This is a genomic window from Sphingobium sp. LB126, assembly GCF_002795205.1.
GTDB lineage: Bacteria > Pseudomonadota > Alphaproteobacteria > Sphingomonadales > Sphingomonadaceae > Sphingobium > Sphingobium chungbukense.
In genome coordinates this window covers 1,729,011-1,751,909 of the sequence record NZ_NETV01000001.1, presented here as the reverse complement: position 1 = coordinate 1,751,909, position 22,899 = coordinate 1,729,011, and the positions used below count along the sequence as shown (strand labels likewise).

Below are 22,899 nucleotides of genomic sequence, written 5' to 3'. Positions count from 1 at the left end.
CCCCTACTGTCCGGTTCCTGTAACATGTCGCTGCTTTTGCCGATGCTCGTCACAATTGCAATGCCCCAACCGCCGATGAAGCGCTTCCATCCACGCCTTTACGCTCTATATGAACGGACATCCGCGTTTTTCCCCCAAGAGAGGATCTTTCATGGCCGACGAAACCCTGACCCTTACCCTCGACAGCGGCGGCGACGTCGTCATCAAGCTGCGCCCGGACCTTGCCCCCGGCCATGTCGAGCGCATCACCGAGCTCGTCAAGGACGGCTTCTATGACGGCGTCGTCTTCCATCGCGTCATCCCCGGTTTCATGGCCCAGGGCGGCGACCCGACCGGCACCGGCATGGGCGGTTCGAAGCTGCCCGACCTGAAGGCCGAATTCAGCCGCGAACCCCATGTCCGCGGCGTCTGCTCCATGGCCCGGGCGATGAACCCGAACAGCGCCAACAGCCAGTTCTTCATCTGCTTCGACGATGCCACCTTCCTTGATGGCCAGTACACCGTCTGGGGCGAAGTCACGTCCGGCATGGAGCATGTCGACGCCCTGCCCAAGGGTGAACCGCCCAAAACCCCGGGCAAGATCCTGAAGGCTACTGTTTCTTAAGAAGCCCATCGGTGGCGGAGATGGCATTACCCGTCTCCGCCGCTTGCGACGCGGGCGGTTCATAGGGCCCGATGCTCTCGATATGCCAGCGGCGATCCGCCTCACGGGCCCCCGGCACGTCATTGACCCGCCGCAACGTCACTTGCCGCAGGCGATACCAGGGCTTGCCATTGGCGGCGAGCCGGCCATAGACCTGCACCGGCACGGTGACGAACAGCGATCCCGCCGCGCCCTCCACGTCGCCCGGCGCGCCGACATTGGCATGCACCTCGCTGAAATTGCGGAAGCGCGCGGCGAAACGGGCATCGTCCTCGGCGCCGATGGCGCTGTTGGCGTTCCACAAATCCTGCGCGTCGTCGTAGCGCTTTTCCTCCAACAGGCCGTAATAGCCCTGCACCACTTGCGCGGCGCCCTGCGGCCCCTTGGGATCGACCGAATCCTCTTCCACCACGGGTTGTGGCCCGACCGGAAGGCCTCCCGCTGTGCCCGGAGCGGGCGGCGTCAGCGGTTCCATCACCGCCTGCGCCTCCGCCCGGACGTTATTCTCCACCTGGGCCGCGTTGGCGCCATTGGCGAGATTGTCGATCGCACTCTCCTCCCGGCCGTCGCAGGCCGACAGCAGAGCCAAGCAGAGGGCTGCACCATAACGAACCCGCATCAGTCGCGCCGGCTCCGCCAGCCGTCGCGCCGGGACCGCCCGCCGCCATCCGAACGGGCACGGGGCGACGTGTCCCGATTCCAAGTCCTTGGTGTCGTCATATCCTGTCGTCCCCTTCCTGACTGGGACTGGGCATTGGGTCGCGTCGCGCCCCAATCGCGGTTCCAGCGGTTGCCATCGCCATCCCGACGATCCCGCCAGGACGGACGCGAGCCGCCGCCATTCCAGGTGTCGCGCCGGCCATCGTCCCGCCGCGCTTCCCGGCGGCCTTCCCAATAGCGGCGCTGCCCTTCATTCCAGCGATGACGGCTTCCGCCCCGGTCATAGACATAATAGCCGCTGCCCGGATAGTAAAAGCCGTCATACCAGCCGCTATAATAGCCGGGCCGGTAATAGCCCGACCCCCAATAATCATCATAATAGCCGCCGCCATAATAGCCGGTGCCGACGCTCACACCGCCATAATAGCCATCGTCATAGCCGCAGCCGCCAAGGGCAAGCGTGCCGACAAGGCCGACCGCGGCCAGGAGCCTTTGTCCGGTCCAGGTCATCGCCTTTCTCCTTATTCCTTCATCCTGTGCCGGGATAACGCGCCACGCTTGAATTGGTCGTGAATGAGCCGTTCACCCTTGTTTATCCAGGGTTCAGACAAGAGGGTTTCCGTTCATCCCCCTGACAGAAACCGTTGTATTCATGACACAAACGGGGGATGGGGCGGGTTTTCCGGTCCGGTTCATGCAACCTTCATGGTCCGAAGGGGATTGGTTGGATATCGCGGCGCCGCTTGAAGCAGCCTGACGCGATTGCCGGAGGGTCCACACCTGCGGCCACTGATTTTCCAACAAGTGAAGGGGAAACCCCATGAAGACTCTGCTGTTCACAGCAGCCGCTGCCGCGTTGCTGATGCCGGTTGCCGCCAATGCCCAGGCACCTCAGGACGACGCAGGATCGCGCCGCATCGAACCTTATGTCGGCGTGATGGGCGGCATCCATAATTTCGACAGCGAAACCGGCAAGGAAGGCATTCCGCCGGTCGGCTACAGGGGCCGTCTCGTTGAAGGCGTGGCAGGCGTGAACGCCCGCGTCGCGGGTCCGGTGGTCGTCGGCGTCGAAGGCACGGCATCCAAGGGCGTCAGCGGCGATATCGACTGGGAATATGGCGTGGCGGGTCGCGCCGGGGTGAAGGCGGGCAAGGACAGCCTGATCTTCGGCAAGGTCGGTTATAAATGGGTCAATTTCGACGCGCTCGGCCCCGACAGCCGCGATTATCACGGCATGACCTATGGCGCTGGCGTCGAACTGTCGCCTGCCGACATGGGTGGGTCGGCGCAGAGCAGCAACATCCGCTTGCGCGTACAGGCCGACACCATGGGCAATTTCAGGTCCATCCGCCCCATGGCGGGTGTCGTCGCGAAATTCTGATCTGACGGCTTGGACGGATCGTCTCTTGCGATCCGTCCATATTTTCCAGCCCTCCCCCAGGGAGGATTGGGGTTTGGGGCGGCCATCGGACTGCGGCCGTCCCAGATTCCCCCCGACACAATCAGGACGATGCAAGCGACACGATGGAAGAGTTCGGCGACTTAGCCAGCCGCGTCACCCCTATCAGCCGCTGTTGCGCAGGGCCGTGGCGATGGCGTTGATCGACAGTTCGATGCCTTCCTTGATACGCGGGTCGTCTTCGCCGCCGCGGTGGCGCTTCATCAGTTCGACCTGGAGCAGATTGAGCGGCTCGATATAGGGCAGGCGCAGGCGGATCGAACTGTCCAGCTTCGGGTTTTTCTCCAGCAGGCGCGATTGGGCGGTCGCCGCGAGCAGCCCGTCATGGGTCATTTCCCACCCTTCGCGAATGCGCTCGAAAATCACTTGCCCCTTGGTCTGGTCCTCGACCAGCGGGAGGTAATGGGCGGCGATGCCGAGGTCGGACTTGGCCAGCACCATCTCCAAATTGGCCATCGCCGATTGCAGGAAGGACCAGTGCTGCGCCATGTCGGCCAGCAACGCCTTGTCCTCGAAAGCGGAAAGCGCGTGGCCAACGCCATACCATCCCGGCAGCATCACCCGCGCCTGCGCCCAGCTGAACACCCACGGAATGGCGCGCAGATCCTCGATCCGCGTGCTTTTCGTACGACTGGCGGGACGCGAGCCGATCTTGAGGCCGGAGATTTCCTGGATCGGCGTCAACTGACGGAAGAATTCCTTGAATCCTTCCGTCCCGTAGACGAGGTCGCGATAGGCGGTGAAGGCGGTCTTCGACAATTCGTCCATCGCGCCGGCGAAGCGCACGGCGTCACGGTCCGAAATCGTCTCCGGTTCCAGCGACGCCAGCAGGGTCGCACTGGTCGTCGCCTCCAAATTGGTCATGGCAACATCGCGGGTGCCGAATTTGGCCGCGATCACCTCACCCTGTTCGGTGATGCGGATACGTCCCTGCACCGTGCCCTTGGGCTGCGCCTGGATGGCCGCGAAGGAGGAGCCGCCACCGCGTCCGACCGCGCCGCCACGTCCGTGGAAGAGCTGCATCGCGGTTCCGGCCTCGGCAAATACGGGCGCAAGCGCCTTGCTCGCCTGGAACAAACCCCAGGTGGAGGTGATGTAGCCGCCGTCCTTGTTGCTGTCGGAATAGCCGATCATCACTTCCTGATGGCCCCGTCCCTGCACCACGCCGGCGATTTCGGGCAGGCCGAAATAAGCGCCCATGATCTTGGGCGCAGCCTCAAGGTCGGCGATGGTTTCGAAGAGCGGCACCGCCATGATTTCGGCCTGCGGCGTGCCATCCGCGCCGAGCCGCCAAAGACCCGCTTCCTTGAGGATGATGTTGACTTCCAGCAGGTCGGAGACGCTCTCCGCCTTGGAGATGATATAGTGGGTGATGCATTGCGGGCCGTAGACGCGATGCGCCTCGGCTGCGGCAAGGACGATGGCGAGTTCCGACGCCGTCTGTTCGGAATATTCCGAAAAACGCGTGCCGAGCGGCCGGTTGTTCGCCAGTTCGCGGCGCAGCAGGGCGATGCGGGCATATTCGTCGAGCGACGCATAGTCCGCCTCCACCCCGGCGACCTTCAGCAGTTCGGCGACGACGCTCTGGTGCACGTCGCTGTTCTGCCGCATGTCCAGCGTAGCGAGATGGAAGCCGAAAGTCTCCACCGCGCGGATCAGGCGACCCAGCGCGCCGCCCGTCGCCAACGCGCCATTCCCCTCGCTTGCCAGCCCCTGCGCGACCGTCACCAGATCGCGGCGCAGATCGGCCGGGCTGGCATAGGCGTCACCCTTCAGCGCCGAGGGGCGCGATGGGTTTTTGCCGACAAGGGCCTGATAGGTGGCGGCGAGGCGAGCGTAGATGCCGGAAATGGCGCGGCGATAGGGTTCGTCCTGACGGCTGGGGGAGACGTCCCCGCTGGCATCGGCGAGGTCCAGCACCGCCTGCGGCACATGGGCTAGCTCGGTCGAGAGCGACAGTTCCGCGCCCAGGGCGTGGAGCGCGTCCATGTAAAAGCTCAGCGCCGCCTCGCACCCCTTGGCGAGGGCAAGGCGAAGTTGCGGGGCCTGGACGAAGGGATTGCCGTCCCGATCGCCGCCGATCCAGTTGCCGACGCGCAGGAAGCTTGGCGGGCGGGCGTCCAGCACGCGTTCCCAGCGCGCATAAAGGGCCGGCAGGACGGGCAGGAACACGTCGCGGAAATAGGCAAGGACATTTTCGATCTCGTCCGCGACGAACAGCTTTTCGCGGCGTAGCGGGCGGGTCTGCCAGAGGAGGGCGATCTGGCGGAAGATCGCCTCGTCGAGATTTTCGCCTTCGTCGGTTTCGCTGCGGCCGTTGTCCTTCAGCAGCATCAGGTCGGCGATGCGGTTCTTGTGATCGATCATGCTCTTACGCCGCACCTCGGTCGGATGGGCGGTGAGGACAGGCACGATCAGCGCATGAGAGAGCAGGTCGAGTATGGCCTTGCGATCGATGCCGTGGGATTCGAGCTTTTCCACGGCAGAGGCGACGTCGGCGCCGGGCTCCGCCGCGACGCCCTGGCGGTCTTCAGCCAGATTGGCAAGCATGGAAAACAGCATGAAGCCGCGCACGAAAGCGAGCGTGTCGTCCAGGCTGAGCGCATCCAGGCCGGTGTCGACCACGTCCGCGCCATGCAGGCCCCGCGCCCGGTCGACCGAGGCGGAGCGGATATATTCGGTCTGCTTGTAGATCTTCTCCCCGCCATAGGCGCGAATGACGTCGCCCAGCAGACGGCCAAGGTAACGGATGTCGGGGTTCTGCGTGATCGCAGGGGCGGATGAAGATGCGGGAGTCGCCATGAGGGTCGATGCTGCATCGCAACAATCGGACGGTCAAGTTAATCCGCTGCCAAGCACGGCGGATCGACCAAAGCGGGTTGCGCAAAGACCACAGGCTGGGCCAAAGGACATGGTGTGACCGCCAGCATCAGCATAGGAAACGACAGCAACGGCAATGCCGTTCTGGTCGATGTCGAGGAATTGCTCGCCACCCGTCTGCTCGTCCAGGGCAATTCGGGTTCGGGCAAGTCGCATCTTCTGCGCCGTCTGCTGGAGGAAAGCGCCACACTCGTCCAGCAGGTGGTGATCGATCCCGAGGGCGATTTCGTCACGCTGGCCGATGAATATGGCCATGTGGTGATCGACGCGGGCGACTATAATGAGCGTGAGATCGTCAAGATGGCAACGCGGATTCGCGAGCATCGCGCATCGGTCGTGCTGAGCCTCGAATCGCTGGAACTGGAGGCGCAGATGAAATGCGCCGCGACTTTCCTGTCGACCCTGTTCGACGCGCCCCGCGATCATTGGTATCCCGCCCTGGTGGTGGTCGATGAGGCGCAGATGTTCGCGCCGGTGGCGGCGGGCGATGTGTCGGACGAGGCGCGGCGGCTTTCGCTGGCGGCGATGACGAACCTCATGTGTCGCGGGCGCAAACGTGGCCTGGCCGGGGTGATCGCGACGCAGCGGCTGGCGAAGCTGGCCAAGAATGTCGCGGCGGAGGCATCGAACTTCCTGATGGGGCGAACCTTCCTCGACATCGATATGGCCCGCGCCGCCGACCTGCTGGGCATGGAACGGCGGCAGGCGGAGCAGATCCGCGATCTGGAGCGCGGACGGTTCCTGGGGCTTGGCCCGGCGATCGCGCGGCGGCCGGTGGCGGTGAAGATCGGCTCGGTCAAGACCGGCACGCGCGGCGGGACGCACAAGCTTATGCCGCCGCCGGTCGCCGCGACCGAGGATTTGCAGGAATTGCTGTTCGCAAGCGCAGGTGAGGACGAGGCCCTCCCCCTCCCCCACCGCGCGCGGAGCCGCCGCCGCTGCCTGCCGAGGAATTGATGCGGGCGCTTGCCGCCACACCGTCGGCCAAGCCTGCCGCGCCGGAACTCGACTTCGGGCAGAATGAGCCGGTGATCATTGCCGTGCTGGAGGAGATCGTCGCCGATCTGGGCGAGGCGCAGCCCAGCGTGTCGACGGTCTACCAGGATTTCGGGGTGCGTTGCCGGATGAAGGGGTTGCGTACGCCACCGCTTGACCTGCCTGCCTTCCGCAAGCGCTTTGCGATGGCGCAGGCGGGGATGTTCGACGCCGCCGATCCGCGATGGGCGGACGCGATGAAGGCGGCCGAACCGGTGCCGGAAGATATGCTGGCGCCCTTCCTGCTGATCGCGCGGGCGGCGATGGAGGGTCTGCCTTGCCCTGACGATGGAGCGCTGGCGCGGGCCTATGGCACGAGTTCGCCGGGGCGGGTGCGGCGGCTGATCGATTATATGGAGAAGCTGGGCGTGATCGTGGCGCGTACCGATTTCGGCGGGCGGCGGTCCATCGGAGTGCCGCACCTCGGGCTTTCCACCGCGGCGGCAGAGGGATGAGCATTTCTGTCCTGTTCGTGTGTCTGGGCAATATCTGCCGATCGCCGCTGGCAGAGGCGGCGCTTCGGGCCGAGGCAGAGCGGGCCGGTGTGGTCATAGAGGTGGATTCGGCCGGAACCGGCGACTGGCATGTGGGATCGCCGCCCGACAAACGGGCACAGGCCGTGGCATTGCGGCACGGGATCGATATTTCGGGCTATCGCGGGCGACAGGTGACAGCGGACGATTTCCGCCAGTTCGATCATGTCCTTGCGCTAGACAGCGAAAATCTGCGGAATTTGCGAAAGTTACGACCTGCAGACGGGAAGGCGGAATTGCGGCTGCTGATGGATATGGTGCCGGGGCGCGAGGGTAGTGGCGTAACCGATCCCTATTTTGGCGATGATGCAGGGTTCGACATCACCTGGGACGATGTGACACGCGCTGCAAAGGCGATCGTGGAATATTGGCTCTAGAAATGCCACCACTGACAATCAGCGCGTCGCCCTCGCCATCTGATCCAATTACACCAAAACCATACACGGGATTGAATGGCCACCAAGGCAAAGCAAGAAAAACTGTTATTTTTCAATAAGTTAATGGTGCCCGGGGACGGAGTCGAACCGCCGACACTGCGATTTTCAGTCGCATGCTCTACCAACTGAGCTACCCGGGCACGGGCGACGGTGAGGACCACCTGTCGTTTGGTGAGGCGTGCCTATAGGCATCAGTCCGGGGTGCTGTCTACCCCATCTTCGTCACTTTTTTTCATCTCGTCCTCAGCGTGGCGACCGGGAACGCGATAGCCCTCGCCCAGCCATTGCAGAAGGTCGCGGTCGCGACAGGCCTTTCCGCAGAAAGGGCGGGTTTCGGGATGTGCGGGCTGCCCGCAGATCGGGCAGGAGGCGGCTTTAGGCGACATGGCCCGCCGATATGGCAAGGGTCGCGTCCGCCTTCAAGCTGATCGCGCCGCCGCGGCGTTTGGCAAGTTGTTCGATCCAGTCGGTCGCCTTGTGCAGGCGGTCGATGATCGCGGGGGCTGCCGTGATTGTCGCCGGGCCGCCATTGCCGTGGCGTTCGGCGCGGCGCAGCAGCGCCAGGGCCGCCGTCTCGACCGGGTCGGCGCGGAGCAGTTCCATGAGGTTCATGCGCTCGCGGCGGCGGATGATCTGGACGAAACCGAAGCCGTTGACCGCCGTGCGCTCGAAGGGGAGCGGCAGATATTTGTCGATCTGGGCGGAGGCGACGGCGCGTTCGTCCTTGTTGTTCATCGTCGGCAGGTCGATGCCGATCGAGCCGGTCAGGCCCATGCGGCGGATCGCCTGCGCCGCCAGTTTCGCGCCCTTGGGGCCGAGCTTGGCGGGCGGCATCGAGCCGTCGACGTCGATCAGGATCATCGCCGGGGTAGGGAAGATGCGCAGCGCCGCTTCCTCCGTGCCGATGTCGCCGGAGATCGCCTCTTCCATCAATTCGCTCCAGCCATGGGCTTCGAAGCGGTCTTCCTCATGCGCGGGGCATGGGACGATGGGCAGGCCGGTGGCGCGCAGGCGCTGGAGCAGGCTGGGGGCGGGATGCGCCTTGGAGCCGGGCTGGGCGATGCGGGCCTTGGCGAGCTTGGCGCGGCCTTCCTCCGGGATGGCTTCGCGCAGGATTTCGAGGAGGACGGTGGCGCCCTCTGCGATCTTCGGGGGGATGGGTTCGACCAGCACTTCCTCGCCCGAGATCAGGCGGGCGATGCCGCGCTTCTTCGGGATGACGGTGCGGACCAGCTTGCCCTGCATGACCGAACCGGCGCGGGCGGCGTCGCTTTCCCGCTCGATCTGCGCTTCGACCAGCCGGCCCTTTTCGATCAGCGCGGCGCGGGCTTCGCCAATGCCTTCTTCATAGAGCCATTCGGCCATGGAATATTCCTGTTGGTCGTGATTGCCGAGCCGGGAAATGTACCATTTCCCTCGAAATCACTCGTCAGTCCAGTGGATAGCCCGCTGCCTTCAGCAGCGCGCGGGTTTCGTAGAGGGGCAGGCCCATGATCGCGCTGTGGCTGCCCTGGATGGCGCGGATGAGGCCGGCGGCGCGGCCCTGGATCGCATAGCCGCCCGCCTTGCCGTGCCATTCCTCCGACGCGATGTAAGCGTCGATTTCGGCGCGATCGAGCCGTTTGAAGATCACGATATTGGTCGAGAGGCGGTGGCGGGCCTTACCCTCCCCGTCAATCAGGGTGATCGCGCTCAGGACGCGGTGGCGGCGGCCGGAGAGGAGCTTGAGGCACTCGCGCGCTTCGGCTTCCGTTTCCGTCTTGGGCAGGATGCGGCGGCCCGCGGCGACCACCGTGTCGCCGGAGAGGACCAGCGCGCCGGGGTGGCGTTGCGCCACCAGCGCCCCCTTTTCGGCGGCGACGCGGGCGGCGTAGACGGCGGGAAGTTCGCCCTTCCGGGGCGTTTCGTCGAGGTCAGCCGGGTCCACCGCGTCGGGAGACGCGCCGATCTGACCCAGAAGTTCACACCGTCTAGGGGAAGCAGAAGCAAGGATGAGCCGCATGCGTGGAGCGGCTTATTTGAAGCGGTAGGTGATCCGACCCTTGGTCAGGTCGTAGGGGGTGAGTTCGACCAGCACTTCGTCGCCCACCAGCACGCGGATGCGGTTCTTGCGCATCTTGCCGGCGGTGTGGCCGAGGATCTCGTGATCATTTTCAAGCCGCACGCGGAACATGGCGTTGGGGAGAAGCTCCACAACCTGTCCGCGCATTTCAAGCAGTTCTTCTTTTGCCATAATATCCTGGGAAACCGAAAAATCGCGCCGCCATAGCGCCAAAATGCCGAAAAAGAAAGTCAGGCTGAAACGCCGAATGCATCACCGGCTTTTTGGAGCACCGCGAAGACGTGATCGAGCTGATCTGCATCAAGGCAGTAAGGCGGCATCAGATAGATGGTATTGCCGAGCGGCCGCAGCAAGAGGCCCTTTTCCTGGGCGAAGGCGCGCAGGCGCGGGGCAAGGTCGGAAAGATAGCCGGCATCGGGCGTGGTCAGGTCAATGGCGGCGATGACGCCCAACTGGCGCGGGTTGGCGTAGGCGGGATGCTGGGCAAGCTTTGCGAGTCGCTGCGCCATGCCGTCGCTGAGGATCGCGATGCGGCCCAGCACATCCTCCTCGCGCCAGATGGCAAGATTGGCGGCGGCGGCGGCGCAGGCGATGGCGTTCGCGGTGTAGCTGCTCGAATGGTAGAAGAGGCGGGCGCGGTCGGTGGATTTATGCGCCTCAAAGATGCGCGGCGTGGCCAGCGTCGCGGCGAGCGGGATCGCGCCGCCGGTGATGCCCTTCGCCACGGCCATGATGTCCGGCACCACGCCCGCCTGTTCGCAGGCGAAGAGCGTGCCGGTGCGGCCCCAGCCGGTCATCACCTCGTCCGCGATGAAGAGGACGTCGTGGCGGGCGCAGATCGCCGCCATCTCCCGCAGGACGGAAGCGGGATAGATCAGCATCCCCCCTGCCCCCAGGATCAGCGGCTCGACGATGAAGGCGGCGGGCTTTTGCGCGCAGGCCGCCTCCAGCGCGTCGAGCGTGGCCTGTTCCTGCCCCTCATGGGGAAAGGGAATCGTGTCCACGTCGAACAGCAAGGGCGACCAGGCGGCGTTGTAGACGCCGCGCTCGCCCACCGACATGGTGCCGATAGTGTCGCCATGATAGCTGTGCTGGAGGACGAGGATGCGATGGCGCGGTGCGGAGAGGCCGTCGAGCGCCCGATTATGCCAATAGCCGAGCGCCATTTTGAGCGCCACCTCGACCGCCGTGGAACCGCTGTCGGAGAAGAAGACATGGGCGAGCGCGTCGCGATCCGCCGCGCGAGGGGTTAGGTCGACCAGCCCTTGCGCCACCTCTTCCGCCGGGCCGTGGGTGTAGCCCGCGAAGATGAGTTGATCGAGCTTGCTTGCCTGTGAGGCGATAGCGGCAGCGATCCGGGGGTGGCAATGGCCGTGGGTCGTGACCCACCAACTGGCGATGCAGTCTATGAGCGTGCCGCCATCGGCCAGATGCAGCAAAGCCCCCTCCGCCCGCTCGACGTGGGGAATCGGCTCGTTCAGGCCGTGCTGGAAAAAAGGGTGCCAGACAGGGGAGGTCATGGCCGCTGCCTAGAGCGATTTCCCGTCAGATGGAATCGCGGAAACCGGCCGGGACGTAGTTTTGGCTTGGGGATGCAAATTGGATGAAGGTGGACATGCTGAGCCGAAACATACTCCGTGCTCCTGCGCAGGCAGGAGCCCAGGTCCACCGTCTGAACTGGGCTCCTGCCTGCGCAGGAGCACGGAGCGCTTAATGGCTAGGAATGGCCATATTCAGCCATCCCCAAGCGACTAGCCAGATGACCTCTCTACAATGCCGCGCTTATTGCGCGGGCGGGGTCGCCGGAGCGTCGGGAGCCGCAGGGGCTGCCGAGGACGTCGGAGCGGCAGCCTGTATCTTCTGCTGGAGCGTTGGATCAGCGGCCGCCGCCTGACCGATCTGATTGAACTTTTCCGGCGGGATGCCGGACGCCTGGAGCGCCGCGAGCATCTTGGGCTGCTTGTCGGCGGCGGCGATCGAGCTGTCCTGCTGAATTTTCGTCACCTCGACGGCGGCGGCGGCGAACTGCTTGATGTCCGCGTCCGAGAAATTGCTGGCGCCAGCAGCGGGAGCGGCAGGCGCAGCCTGGGCCGGAGCGGCGGGGGCGGCAGCGCCCTGGGCCAGTGCCGGAGCGGCGGCGGCCAGCGCGATGGATGCGATACCGGCCTTCAGAAAGATGGTGTTCAGACCCGACAAATTGCTTCTCCTCAACTTTACGCATGGGTTTGAACGCCAAGCTGTGGAAGAGGTTGTCCGGTTGGAAGAGCGATCCGACAAAATGTTGTATTTAAGAGACGGTCAACCAATAAAATGCGGTTGATCCCATGACTCAAACGGTTCGCCGTCGCGAAAACCCATTGCCTTTTCGAAATGAATAAGGGGCCGGATCCGCGCCGATCCAGCCCCTTCGATTCTCACCAGATCTTCACCCGATCCTGCGGTGGGAGCGCGATCTTTCCGCCCGCCTCCGGCTTGAAGGCCGCATACCATTGATCGAAATTGCGCACTGTGTCGGTGCGATATTGCGACGGCGAATGCGGATCGGTGACGAGCCGCTGGCGCAGATTGGGTTCGCGATAATTGCGCCGCCATACTTGCGCCCAGCCCAGGAAAAAGCGCTGGTCGCCGGTCGTTCCGTCGATGATCGGCGCGGGCTTGCCGCCCAGCGAAGCGTGATAGGCGTCCAGCGCCACCGCAACACCGGCCAGGTCCCCGATATTCTCGCCCAGGGTGAAGGCGCCCTTCACATGCGCGCCGGGGAAGGGTTCATAGGCGTCATATTGCTTGACCAGCTTGTCGGTCAGCGCCTTGAAATTGGCGACGTCCTGATCGCTCCACCATTGGTTGAGCTTGCCGGTCTCGTCATATTTCGCGCCCTGATCGTCGAAATGATGGCTGAGTTCATGGCCGATCACCGCGCCGATGCCACCATAATTGACCGCCGGATCGGCATGGGGATCGAAGAAGGGCGGTTGCAGGATCGCGGCGGGGAAGACGATCTCCACCATGCCGAAATTGGCATAGGCGTTGATCTCCATCGGGGTCATGCCCCATTCCCAGCGATAGATGGGCTTGCCGAGCTTGCCCATCTGATAGTCGAACTCGAACTGGTTGGAACGCAGCGCATTGCCGAAGAGATCGTCGCGCTGCACCGTCAGGCCCGTATAATCGCGCCATTTGTCGGGATAGCCGATCTTGGGCGTGAAGGCGGCCAGCTTCTTGTGGGCGCGGGCCTTGGCGGCGTCGCTCATCCAGGTGAGGCCGTCGATGCGGCGGCCCATGGCGGCGATCACATTCTTGACGAGCTGGTCCATCGCCGCCTTGGTTTCGGGCGGGAAATATTGGGCGACATAGGCTTTGCCGACTTCCTCGCCCATCGAGGATTTGAGGAAGTCCACGGCGCGTTTCCAACGTGCCTCGCGCTCCGGCGTGCCGGACAGGGTGGTGCCGTAGAAGGCGAAATTCTCATTGGCGATGCTGTCGGGCAGGTCGTCGGCAAAGCCGTGCAGCGTGCGCAGCAACAGCGCGTCCTTGAGGACGCCGACCGGCGCCTTGGCGATCAGCGCGGCTTCTCCGGCGACGGCGCTGGGCTGCGACACCAGCAGATCCTTGGGGGCAAGCTTGTTGGCGGCGAAATAGGATGCGAAGTCGAAGCCCGGCGCGGCCTTCTGCAAATCGGCCAGGGTCATCTTGTTATAGGTCTTGTCGGCGTCGCGGCTGTCGACCTGGGTCCAGTGGACCCTGGCGACCTCCGTCTCGAAGGCCATCAGCGCGGCGGCGCGGGCCTTGGCGTCGGCTTCACCGGCCAGGGTCAGCATCTTTTCCAGATGCCCGACATAGGCGGTGCGGATCGCCGCCATCTTGGCGTCGGGTTCGAGGTAGAAATCGCGATCGGGCAGGCCGAGGCCCGACTGGTGCAGGACGAGGATGTAGGTTTCCGGGTCCTTGTCGTCCTGATTGACGTAGAAGCCGAAGGGACCGTCGATGCCGGCGCGGGCGGCTTCGGCGGCGAGCTTGGCGTAGGATGCCTTGTCCTTCACCGCCTTGATCTTCGCGAGCCAGGGTTTGGCGGGGGCGAGGCCCTTTTTCTCAACCGTGGCGGCGTCGAGATAGCTGGCATAGGCATTGCCGATCTTGCTGTCCGGGTCAGCCTGCGCGGCGTCGAGAATGGCCTTGGTCCGCTCGCGCGACAGGTCGTCCAGCGTGTTGAAGGCGCCATAATTGGACTTGTCGGCAGGGATCGGCGTGTTCTTCGCCCATGTGCCGTTGGCGTAATCGTAGAAATCGTCGCCGGGTTTGACCGACTTGTCCATGCCGGCGCTGTCGAAGCCGTAGCTGCCGTAGGTGGGCTTGGCCGCCGGATCGGCCTGCGTTCGATCAGCCTGTGCCTGATCTGCTTGCGCGACGGACGCGCCGGCAACCAGCGCAACTGCCGCTGCGCCGAGGAGGAGATATTTCATCAAAGCTTTCCCTTGCTTTCTGGTCAGGGCACCTGGGGCGCCCATGATGGCGGGAGTTGAGCGTCCCAAGGCAGGGATGTCCATGTCGTTGGTCGAAAAATCTTCGACGCTTGCGGCTTTGGTCTGGGACACGATGCGGTTTAGGGCAAGCGAATCGATGCCTTGAAAGCGGCCTTCAGCGCCTCTGCATCCAACGGATCAAGATACGGCAGCCGTCCGAGACTAGGAACCTTGCCCAGCAGCGGAATGATCCGCTCATTCTCCGCATGCGGATCACCGATGAAGGCGATCCCGGCGATGGGAATATCCCGCGCCCGCAGTGCCTCTATGCTGAGCAGGCTGTGGTTGATGGTGCCCAGCCCCGTCCGCGCGCAGAGGATGACCGGCGCGCGCCAATGCGCGAACAGGTCGATCATCAGTAGCGTCTCGCTGACCGGGACCATCAGTCCGCCCGCGCCCTCCACCACCAGCGGGCCGTCGACCTTTGGCAAGGCGAGCCGGTCGAGCCCGATCTCCACCCCGTCGATCCGCGCCGCCAGATGGGGCGAGGCGGGCGTGGTCAGGCGATAGGCTTCGGGCAGGATATGCGAGGCGGGAAGGCCGGAAAGCGCGGCCACCCGCTCCTTGTCGCCTTCGGGGTCGACGCCCGCCTGGACCGGCTTCCAGTAACGAGCGCGCAACGCCCCGGTGAGGCCTGCGGCGAACACGGTCTTGCCGATGTCGGTGTCGGTGCCGGTGACGATGAAGACGCTCACGCCACCACCCGGCGCAGTGCTTCGCCCAACGCGGCGATGTCGGCGCGGCCGACGTTCAGGGTCAGCGAGATGCGCAGGCGGCTGGTGCCCGGCGGCACGGTCGGCGGGCGGATGCCGCGCACGTCGAACCCCGCCTCTTGCAAGGCGGCGGCGGCGGCCATGGCGCGGCGGTCCTCGCCCAGGATCACGGGGATGATCTGGCTGCGCGGCGCGGACAGGCCGAGCGGTGCACAGATCGCTTCGGCGGCGTCGACCCGCAGGGTCTTCAACCGGTCGCGCAGGTCGCTGGCCTGCTCGATCCGGTCGAGCGCGGCGGATGCCGCGACCGCCATCAGCGGCGAGGGCGCGGTGGAGAAGATGAAGGCCCTCGCCCGGTTGACGAGATAGTCGATCAGCAGGCGCGGCCCGCAGATCAGAGCGCCCTCCACCCCCATCGCCTTGCCGCATGTGTGCAGCGTCACGACATTGTGCAGCCCGTCCAGACCCGCCGACAGGCCGCGCCCGGACGGTCCGAAGACACCCGTGCCATGCGCTTCGTCCAGGATCAGCATCGCCTCGTGCCGGGCCGCCAGCGTCGCCAGGTCGCCGAGCGGGGCCATGTCGCCATCCATCGAATAGAGCGTTTCGACGGCGATCCATACTCGCCCCTTGCCGCCCTCCTGCCGCCAGGCGGCGATCAGGTCGGCAAAGCTTTGCACATCATTGTGACGGGCGAAGACGGCCGCCGCCTTCGACATGCGGATGCCGTCATGGACGCTGGCGTGGATCAGCTCGTCCGCGACGATCAGGTCGCCCCGTTGCGGCAAGGTGGAAAACAGCGCGAGATTGGCGGCGAAGCCGTTCGCCAGGAACAGCGCGCCTTGCGTCTTGAAGAAATCGGCGGCCTTGACCTCCAGCCCCTCATGTTCGGGCGCATTGCCGCGCAGCAGCCGCGATCCGCCCGATCCGACCGGCACGCCCCGCGCCACAGCGTCGGCCACCGCCTGCGCGATGATCGGGTCGGAGGCGAGGCCGAGATAGTCGTTGGAGGCGAAGTCCCGTCCAGCCCGCGGGATCAGGTGACGCAGGCGGCCGCGCTTCTCAAGCGCCGCCAGTTGCGAGCGGAAGGGTTCGCTGGTCATGGCGCGGCCTATAGGCCCGCTGGGGCGGCGCGGGCAAGCCCGACCGCTGGGGCGGCGTCCGGATCGGGTTCGGGCGGAGGGGGGATGGGTTGGCTGACCCCCCGCTTTCCCCGGAGTAAACCGTGCTCCTGCGCAGGCAGGAGCCCAGTCCCGCCCTTAGTGGATCACCGCACCGTCTGAACTGGGCTCTCGCGAGCCACTCGTCTCGTTCGAGTGCCTGCGCAGGAGCACGGTGCGCTTAACGGCAGCAACTGGCCACATCCCCATGCGGCCGGTCAGAAGGAAAAGCTCAGCGAGAAGGACGCCACATTGTCGTTGGGATCGTCGGCATGGGGGCGGAAGCCGTGCTGGTGGAGATAGCCGATCTCCGCATTCACATTCTTCGCGATCGGGGTGGTGATGGCGATCAGGTTGCGCATCCGCTCTTCGCCCTCGACCCGCTGGAAATTGGTGGTGTTGAGGTCGATGAAGCTCTCATGGCTCAGCAGCAGCGCGGTCTTGCCGCCTTCCCGGAACGGCAACACATATTTGACATAGGGACGCAGCCGCCAGGCGGTGCCGTCCACGCCCTCGCGCCAGCGTTCCTCCAGCCGCAGGCGGGCGCTGAGCTGGCCGGGGCCGATCTTGACGATATTGTCGAACGTCACCTGCTGGCGGCCGCGATGCTCCATCACCGCGAAGTCGCCGCCATTATAATTGGGGTCATGGGTGTAGCCGGCCCAGACCGTGACCTTCTTGCTGACCTTGTAGCCGATCAGCGAATTCATCTCGACCTCGTACAGCCCGTCGCGATCGTCGCTGAACCGGGCGACGACCTCTTGCGAGAAGCGCCAATGATCGCTCAGCTTCACCGTCGCGCTGGCGGTGGTCCAGAGCTGTTCGTCCTCGCTGGCATGCGCCACGGCCGGAGCGGCCAGCAGGGCGAGCGCGGGCAGCAGCTTGCAGGTCAGTCGCATGATCAATTCTCCCCTCCGCCATGCTGGCGAACGGGCGCGCATTATGACTTTTACGTTACAAACTTGTGACCATATCATTTCTGATTTGTGACATTGATGGCCCATGTGGGAACCGCCTGCCCGGTCAGGCCGGATTATGCTCCTTCAGAAAGGCGTCCATGCGCTGGAGAAAATCCAGCCGGTCCGCCTGGCGGGAAAAGAAATGATCGGCCAGCGGCTGTTCGACATAGATATAGTCGCGCCCGGCGACCTTGCCCGCCGCCTTCAGCTTCTCCGCCATCTCGCGCGACTGGTTCATCTGCACACGCCGGTCCTTCTTGCCGTGCATCAGCAGAATGGGCGTGGAAAATTGCGCGGCGAAGTTGACGGGAGAGACGGAAGCGAAATCGGGCGCCTGCTCCTTCATCCAATCCTTGCGCGTACCGTGATTCAGGAAGCGGCTGTCGTAGCGCATCATGGCCGAAAGATCCGACACCCCGGCATAGGAGATGGCGCAGCGATAACGGCCGCCATCGCGCTGCGCCCCGCGCATCGCCGCATAGCCGCCATAGGAGGCGCCGACGATGCAGACCCGCTTCGCATCGACCATCCCTTCCTTCACCGCCCAGTCGACCGCGTCGTTGAGGTCGTCCTGCATCGCAAGGCCCCATTGCCCCTCGCCCTTCTCCGCAAAGGCAGTGCCATAACCGGAGGAACCGCGATAATTGGGTTGCAGCACCGCATAGCCGCGATAGGCCAGGAACTGCACCCACCAGTCCCATTCCTCGCTGTCGCGGGCGAAGGGGCCGCCATGCGGCATCAGGATCAGCGGCAGATTCTTCGGCTCCCTGTCCGCAGGCAGGGTCAGCACGGCGGCGATCTCCAGCCCGTCGCGCGCCTTGTAGCGGATCGTCCTGACCGGCGAGAGATGGACGCCGGGGCCGAAATTCTGGCTGATCTTCGACAGGATGCTCATCGCGCCGGCCGACGTGTCGTAATAATAATAGGTGCCCGGCTGGTCGGCGCTGCCGACATGCACGATCATGCGCTGGTGATCGCGGCTGGTGGACACGATCCGGGCGCGGCGATGCGCGCCCACCGCCTTGTCGATGTCGGCCTGGATCTTCGCCAGCCCCTCGTCGAACCAGTGCACGCCCGGCCCGTCGGCGGTAAAGCGCACCCCGGCCAGGCCGGTGCCGGCGGTATCGCGCTCAATCCCGTCAATGTCGAAGCCTGGCGCGGCGAAGACCTTCTTGCCCAGTTCCAGCCGGGTCAGGTCATATTCGTACAGGGCGTCGGTGCCCTCATGATCGTCGCTGGCGATCGCCCTGCCCGGATCGGCGGTGAACAGCATCGGCACGACCATGGATTCGTCGCGGCGGCGATCGGCCCGGTCGATCGTGCGGAAGCTGGACCGGCCGTCGGCGCGGTAGAGCAGCTTCGACGTGCGCGTCGAGTCGTCATAGCCCACGCCCATGCGCACCGCCCCGGTCGCATCGGCATACCAGGACATGACATTCTGGCGCGAGGTCACGACCGGACGCATCTTGCCAGTGGCGACGTCCACCTCGTCCACCTGCGGCCAGAAGCCGAGATCATTGCCGTAGATGGACGACTGATAGGCGAGCAGGATGCGCGGCGTGCCGTCGCGGGCGACCCAGATGACGTCGTCGCCATTCTGCGCCGCCACATTCTTGGCCAGCAGGTTGATCTTCGTCCCGTCGCGCTTGATGCTGGCGACGCGGCTGATCGACCAGGGCATGCCCTGGACGTTGGCTTCGCTGCCTATGCCCGCGATCAGCCAGTCGTCATTGACCCAGCGCCACCAGTTGAGGTCGTTTTCCCCCAGTTGCAGGGTACGGATGCGGTTGGGCTCATCGGCAATGGCGGCGATCATCAGCAGCAGCTCGCCATCGCGCGACACCCTGGCGGCCAGGCGCATGCCGTCCGGGGAAAGTTCCGGCCGCTCCATCATCGGCAGTTCGGCAAAGGCCTCGATCGGCCATTGCTTGCGCGGCGCGGGCGCGGTCTCGGCGCGGGCGGACACGCAAAGCTGCGCGAGCAGGACGCCCGCGACGACAGAAAACCCCCTCAATCTTTCCCCCATAACATAATGGCCCCGCCTCTTTATAAGGCGGGGCCATTTCCCTGTCTTTCCCTTTTTTAACGGGGTGTTACGCGCCGTGCGCCAAGGCGGCCAGCAGCAGCAGGGCGACGATGTTGGTGATCTTGATCATCGGATTGACCGCAGGGCCAGCCGTGTCCTTATAGGGATCGCCCACCGTGTCGCCCGTCACTGCGGCCTTATGGGCTTCCGATCCCTTGCCGCCATGATTGCCGTCCTCGATATATTTTTTGGCATTGTCCCAGGCGCCGCCGCCCGAAGTCATGGAGAGCGCCACGAACAGGCCCGACACGATCACGCCCAGCAACAGCGCGCCCAGAGCCGCAAAGCCATTGGGCGTGCCCGCCACCGCCGAAATCGCGAAATAGACGAAGATCGGGGCCAGCACCGGCAACAGGCTGGGGATGATCATCTCCTTGATCGCGGCGCGGGTGACGAGGTCCACCGTGCGGGCATAGTCGGGGCGCGAGGTGCCCTCCATGATGCCCTTGTTGGTGGCGAACTGGTCGCGCACGTCCTTGACCACGTCGCCCGCGGCGCGGCCCACGGCGGTCATGCCCATCGCGCCGAACAGATAGGGCAGCAGCGCGCCGAGCAGCAGGCCGACGATGACATAGGGGTTGGAGAGGCTGAAATCGACCGGCTCGGTCAGGCCGAGCGCGCTGTTGTAGAATTTCAGATCCTCCGTATAGGCGCCGAACAGCACCAGCGCGGCCAGGCCCGCCGAGCCGATGGCATAGCCCTTGGTCACGGCCTTGGTGGTGTTGCCCACGGCGTCGAGCGCGTCGGTCTTCACCCGCACGCTATCGTCGAGATGCGACATTTCCGCGATGCCGCCGGCATTGTCGGTGACGGGACCGTAAGCATCCAGGGCCACCACCATGCCCGCCAGCGCCAGCATGGCCGTCGCGGCGAAGGCGATGCCGATCAGGCCCGCCAGTTGATGGGCGACGATGATGCCCGCCACGATCACCAGCGTCGGCAGGGCGGTCGCTTCCAGGCTGACCGCCAGGCCCTGAATAACGTTGGTGCCGTGGCCGGTCTCCGAAGCGCGAGCGATGCTGCGCACCGGGCGATAGTTGGTGCCGGTATAATATTCGGTGATCCAGACGATCAGGCCCGTGACCGCCAGACCGACCATCATCGACCAGAACAGCGCCATGCCGGTATAGCCGCCGCTGCCGTCAAGGTCCGTGCCGAAGCGGGCATTGAGATCGCCCAAGGTGAAATGCGCCACTGCATAAAGCGCCGGGATCGACAGGACCGCCGTCGTCCAGAAGCCCTTGTAGAGCGCGCCCATGATCGACTGGCTCGCGCCCAGCCGCACCATATAGGTGCCGATGATCGAGGTGATGATGCACACGCCGCCGACGATCAGCGGCAGCGACATGAGTTGCATCAGGAAGGCGTTGTCGACGCCCTTCACCAGCAATGCCGTCAGCACCATCGTCGCGCCGACCGTCACCACATAGGTTTCGAACAAGTCGGCCGCCATGCCCGCGCAGTCACCGACATTGTCGCCGACATTGTCCGCGATCACGGCGGGGTTGCGCGGGTCATCCTCCGGAATGCCGGCCTCTACCTTGCCGACCAGGTCCGCGCCGACGTCGGCCGCCTTGGTGAAGATGCCGCCGCCCAGACGCGCGAAGATGGAGATGAGGCTGGCGCCGAAGGCCAGCGCGACGAGGGAGTCGATCACGATCCGGTCGTCGGGCGCATGGCCTGCGGGGCCGGTCAGATACCAGAAGAAGACGGAAATCGCGAGCAAGGCCAGCCCCGCCACCAGCATGCCGGTGATGGCGCCCGCCCTGAAGGCGACGGTCAGCCCGCTTTGCAGCGTGCCGCGCGCGGCTTCGGCGGTGCGGACATTGGCGCGCACCGAGATGTTCATGCCGATGAAGCCCGCCGCGCCCGACAGGATCGCGCCGATCAAAAATCCTATCGCGGACGTCCCGCCGAGGAAGAAGAAGACCAGCGCCGCGACGACGACGCCGACCATGCCGATGGTCGTATATTGGCGGCCGAGATAGGCCTTTGCCCCCTCCTGAATCGCGCCCGCAATCTGTTGCATGGTTTCATTGCCGGCGGACGCCGCCAGCACCTGTCGACTGGTGAACAGGCCGTAGAGCACGGCCAGCAGGCCGCACCCTATGGCAATCGTGACAATCTGCATGAATGTTCCTCTCCCCCTGTTATGCCTGTCATCGGCCGCTCCGCAGGGAATGACGGACGGGCGAAGGGCGTAAGGGCGGGCGGCCGGAACATGCGCTTCCGGCATCGGGCACCGCGTCAATCAGCAACAGGCTCACGCACATCATGCGGTCCTACCGGGCTGAGAAAGGTCGGGGGTGAAGCTACAGGGCGGACGGCTCGCGTCAACCCGTTACGAATCAGCGCGTTTCAGCCATGTTCCCAGCCAAGCCGATCGGGCAGCGGAATGGCCACCCCGTCGATCATCAGGGTAAGGCCGGTCCCGTGCGAAAAGCGTCCCACCGGAATCGCGCGCACCGGTGGCTTGATCACGGCCGGCAGGGCAAAAAGCAGTTCATAATCGTCCCCTGCCCGCGCCGCCGCGATCTGCACCGCATTGCTGGCGCCGCGCGTCGCCTCCAGCGCTGGAGAAAGCGGTATATGGTCGATGGTGACGGCCAGCCCGCTCGCCGCCGCCATGCGCGCCGCGTCGATCAGCAGCCCGTCCGACACGTCCATCATCGCATGAGCGTGACGGGCGAGCAGCGCGCCTTCGGCCAGGCGGGGACGCGGCCGGCGATAGGCCTCCACCAATGGTCCGGACGCGCCAGGCATGGATTGCAACAGGTCAAGCCCGACTGCCGCGTCGCCCACCGGGCCGGTCAGGTAGAGCCGGTCGCCTGCCCTGGCTCCCCCGCGCACCGGCACCGGGCCGGTCGCTTCGCCCAAAGCGGTCAGGCTGTAGCTGCGCGGACTGCCCTTCGGCATCTTGACCGTATCGCCGCCCAGCAGCGGCATGGCATGGCGGGCCAGCGCCTCGCCCAGTCCTTCCAGAAAGGCGGCATCCCAGGCATCATCGCCCGACAGCGCATAGTTGAGCAGGCAGCCGACCGGCTTCGCGCCCTTGGCCGCCAGATCGGAGAGGTTCACCGCCGCCAGCTTCCAGCCGATATCGGCGGGCGGATCGGCGGGAAGATAATGCACCCCCTCCACCATCGTATCGCTGGTGAGGACGAGGCGCGCGCCGCCGATCTCCAGCACCGCCACATCATCCTGCAAGCCCTGCGCTGCGGGATCGTTCGCCAGCAGGCGCAGCAGGGTCAGGAAACGGGATTCAGCGGACATGGCTTTCTCCCGTTTTCCCCAAGGCGGTTATTTCCGTACGTCCTTCGCCACCGCATCGAGCAGGCCGTTCACAAAGCCTGCCTCGCGCTTGTCGTAAAAGGCATGGGCGACATCGACATATTCGCTGATGACGGTGCCGGTCGCGACATCCTTGCGGGCCAGCAGTTCATAGGCGCCCGCGCGCAGGATCTGCCGCATCGGCTTGTCGAGCCGTTCGAGGCTCCAGCCCTTGGAAAGGCGCGCCACGATCAGGGCGTCGATCTCCTCGCGGCGGCGGTCCACGCCCTGTACCACATCGTCGAAGAAGCTCTCCTCCGCCTGGGCATAGGTCACATCCTCGATGGTCGCGCCCAGGCGATGCTGGTGGAACTCATGCAGCAGCAGGTGGAGCGGCGTGCCCTCCATCTCAAGCTGGTAGAGCGCCTGAACCGCGGCAAGGCGCGCGGCGGAGCGGGATTTCGAGCGATCGTTCATCAGGA

At 65.0% G+C, this 22,899-nt stretch carries 20 protein-coding genes, 1 tRNA gene and 1 pseudogene; 4 read left to right on the top strand and 18 right to left on the bottom strand.

The genetic code is table 11. The annotated features are described in order from the left end of the window. Window positions 1-151: 151 nt before the first annotated feature. Window positions 152-604 (top strand): peptidylprolyl isomerase, encoded by a 453-nt coding sequence (locus CAF53_RS08570; RefSeq protein WP_046762255.1) that lies wholly within the window; start codon window positions 152-154, stop codon window positions 602-604. Here CAF53_RS08570 and CAF53_RS08565 read toward each other — a convergent pair. Both CAF53_RS08565 and CAF53_RS08560 read right to left on the bottom strand, forming a co-directional pair. Continuing rightward, on the bottom strand, window positions 591-1,262 hold the full coding sequence (locus tag CAF53_RS08565) for a hypothetical protein (RefSeq protein ID WP_100237847.1): 672 nt from the start codon (window positions 1,260-1,262) through the stop codon (window positions 591-593). The genes CAF53_RS08570 and CAF53_RS08565 overlap by 14 nt on opposite strands. Continuing rightward, window positions 1,262-1,813, bottom strand: a complete 552-nt coding sequence (locus CAF53_RS08560) for a hypothetical protein (RefSeq protein WP_100237846.1) — start codon at window positions 1,811-1,813, stop codon at window positions 1,262-1,264. Before CAF53_RS08560 ends, CAF53_RS08565 begins: the two co-directional genes overlap by 1 nt. A 310-nt stretch (window positions 1,814-2,123) precedes the next feature. On the opposite strand from CAF53_RS08560, the gene CAF53_RS08555 reads away from it, so the two are divergent. Continuing rightward, entirely contained in the window at window positions 2,124-2,684 is a 561-nt protein-coding gene (locus CAF53_RS08555; protein ID WP_100237845.1) for an outer membrane beta-barrel protein, read from the top strand. 183 nt (window positions 2,685-2,867) lie between these two features. Here the strand turns inward: CAF53_RS08555 and ppc are convergent, their stop codons facing one another. Continuing rightward, on the bottom strand, window positions 2,868-5,564 hold the full coding sequence (gene ppc / locus CAF53_RS08550; RefSeq protein ID WP_100237844.1) for a phosphoenolpyruvate carboxylase: 2,697 nt from the start codon (window positions 5,562-5,564) through the stop codon (window positions 2,868-2,870). 114 nt (window positions 5,565-5,678) lie between these two features. On the opposite strand from ppc, the pseudogene CAF53_RS08545 reads away from it, so the two are divergent. Next, a pseudogene (locus tag CAF53_RS08545) lies at window positions 5,679-7,132 on the top strand (ATP-binding protein). Next, the gene (locus CAF53_RS08540) at window positions 7,129-7,587 is read left to right on the top strand and encodes a low molecular weight protein-tyrosine-phosphatase (RefSeq protein ID WP_046762249.1); all 459 of its coding nucleotides are present in this window, start codon (window positions 7,129-7,131) and stop codon (window positions 7,585-7,587) included. Before CAF53_RS08545 ends, CAF53_RS08540 begins: the two are co-directional and overlap by 4 nt. 124 nt (window positions 7,588-7,711) lie before the next feature. On the opposite strand, the gene CAF53_RS08535 is transcribed toward CAF53_RS08540, so the two are convergent. The 15 genes from CAF53_RS08535 to nusB all read right to left on the bottom strand — a co-directional run bounded on the left by CAF53_RS08535 (window position 7,712) and on the right by nusB (window position 22,894). Next, window positions 7,712-7,787, bottom strand: a tRNA-Phe gene (locus CAF53_RS08535). A gap of 51 nt (window positions 7,788-7,838) precedes the next feature. Then, a complete protein-coding gene (gene yacG / locus CAF53_RS08530; protein WP_100237843.1) occupies window positions 7,839-8,033 on the bottom strand; it encodes a DNA gyrase inhibitor YacG in 195 nt (64 codons plus the stop codon). Beyond that, window positions 8,023-9,012, bottom strand: coding sequence for a ribonuclease (locus CAF53_RS08525; RefSeq protein ID WP_100237842.1), 990 nt, complete (start codon window positions 9,010-9,012; stop codon window positions 8,023-8,025). The genes yacG and CAF53_RS08525 overlap by 11 nt, the downstream gene beginning before the upstream one ends. Before the next feature lie 64 nt (window positions 9,013-9,076). Further along, window positions 9,077-9,649, bottom strand: coding sequence for a nucleoside triphosphate pyrophosphatase (locus CAF53_RS08520; protein WP_100237841.1), 573 nt, complete (start codon window positions 9,647-9,649; stop codon window positions 9,077-9,079). Window positions 9,650-9,661: 12 nt separating this feature from the next. Further along, a complete protein-coding gene (gene infA / locus CAF53_RS08515; protein WP_003049127.1) occupies window positions 9,662-9,880 on the bottom strand; it encodes a translation initiation factor IF-1 in 219 nt (72 codons plus the stop codon). Window positions 9,881-9,939: 59 nt separating this feature from the next. Continuing rightward, window positions 9,940-11,229, bottom strand: a complete 1,290-nt coding sequence (locus CAF53_RS08510; protein ID WP_100237840.1) for an adenosylmethionine--8-amino-7-oxononanoate transaminase — start codon at window positions 11,227-11,229, stop codon at window positions 9,940-9,942. A gap of 262 nt (window positions 11,230-11,491) precedes the next feature. Further along, entirely contained in the window at window positions 11,492-11,905 is a 414-nt protein-coding gene (locus tag CAF53_RS08505) for a DUF4168 domain-containing protein (protein ID WP_100237839.1), read from the bottom strand. A 218-nt stretch (window positions 11,906-12,123) separates the two neighbouring features. Then, the gene (locus CAF53_RS08500) at window positions 12,124-14,169 is read right to left on the bottom strand and encodes a M13-type metalloendopeptidase (RefSeq protein ID WP_100237838.1); all 2,046 of its coding nucleotides are present in this window, start codon (window positions 14,167-14,169) and stop codon (window positions 12,124-12,126) included. Window positions 14,170-14,309: 140 nt separating this feature from the next. Further along, on the bottom strand, window positions 14,310-14,924 hold the full coding sequence (gene bioD / locus CAF53_RS08495) for a dethiobiotin synthase (RefSeq protein WP_100237837.1): 615 nt from the start codon (window positions 14,922-14,924) through the stop codon (window positions 14,310-14,312). Then, window positions 14,921-16,045 carry an 8-amino-7-oxononanoate synthase gene (locus CAF53_RS08490; protein WP_100237836.1) on the bottom strand — a complete coding sequence of 375 codons (1,125 nt, stop codon included), beginning with the start codon at window positions 16,043-16,045 and terminating at the stop codon, window positions 14,921-14,923. The genes bioD and CAF53_RS08490 overlap by 4 nt, the downstream gene beginning before the upstream one ends. A gap of 275 nt (window positions 16,046-16,320) precedes the next feature. Further along, on the bottom strand, window positions 16,321-17,001 hold the full coding sequence (locus CAF53_RS08485; protein WP_100237835.1) for a DUF2490 domain-containing protein: 681 nt from the start codon (window positions 16,999-17,001) through the stop codon (window positions 16,321-16,323). A gap of 124 nt (window positions 17,002-17,125) precedes the next feature. Then, complete coding sequence (locus CAF53_RS08480; protein ID WP_100237834.1) at window positions 17,126-19,075, bottom strand: alpha/beta fold hydrolase; 1,950 nt, start codon at window positions 19,073-19,075, stop codon at window positions 17,126-17,128. Between the two features lie 79 nt (window positions 19,076-19,154). Continuing rightward, window positions 19,155-21,278 carry a sodium-translocating pyrophosphatase gene (locus CAF53_RS08475; RefSeq protein WP_100237833.1) on the bottom strand — a complete coding sequence of 708 codons (2,124 nt, stop codon included), beginning with the start codon at window positions 21,276-21,278 and terminating at the stop codon, window positions 19,155-19,157. Between the two features lie 227 nt (window positions 21,279-21,505). Beyond that, window positions 21,506-22,420, bottom strand: a complete 915-nt coding sequence (gene thiL, locus CAF53_RS08470) for a thiamine-phosphate kinase (RefSeq protein WP_100237832.1) — start codon at window positions 22,418-22,420, stop codon at window positions 21,506-21,508. Between the two features lie 27 nt (window positions 22,421-22,447). After that, window positions 22,448-22,894: a transcription antitermination factor NusB gene (gene nusB / locus CAF53_RS08465; protein ID WP_046762228.1), complete on the bottom strand. Its 447-nt coding sequence runs from the start codon at window positions 22,892-22,894 to the stop codon at window positions 22,448-22,450. Window positions 22,895-22,899 lie beyond the last annotated feature (5 nt).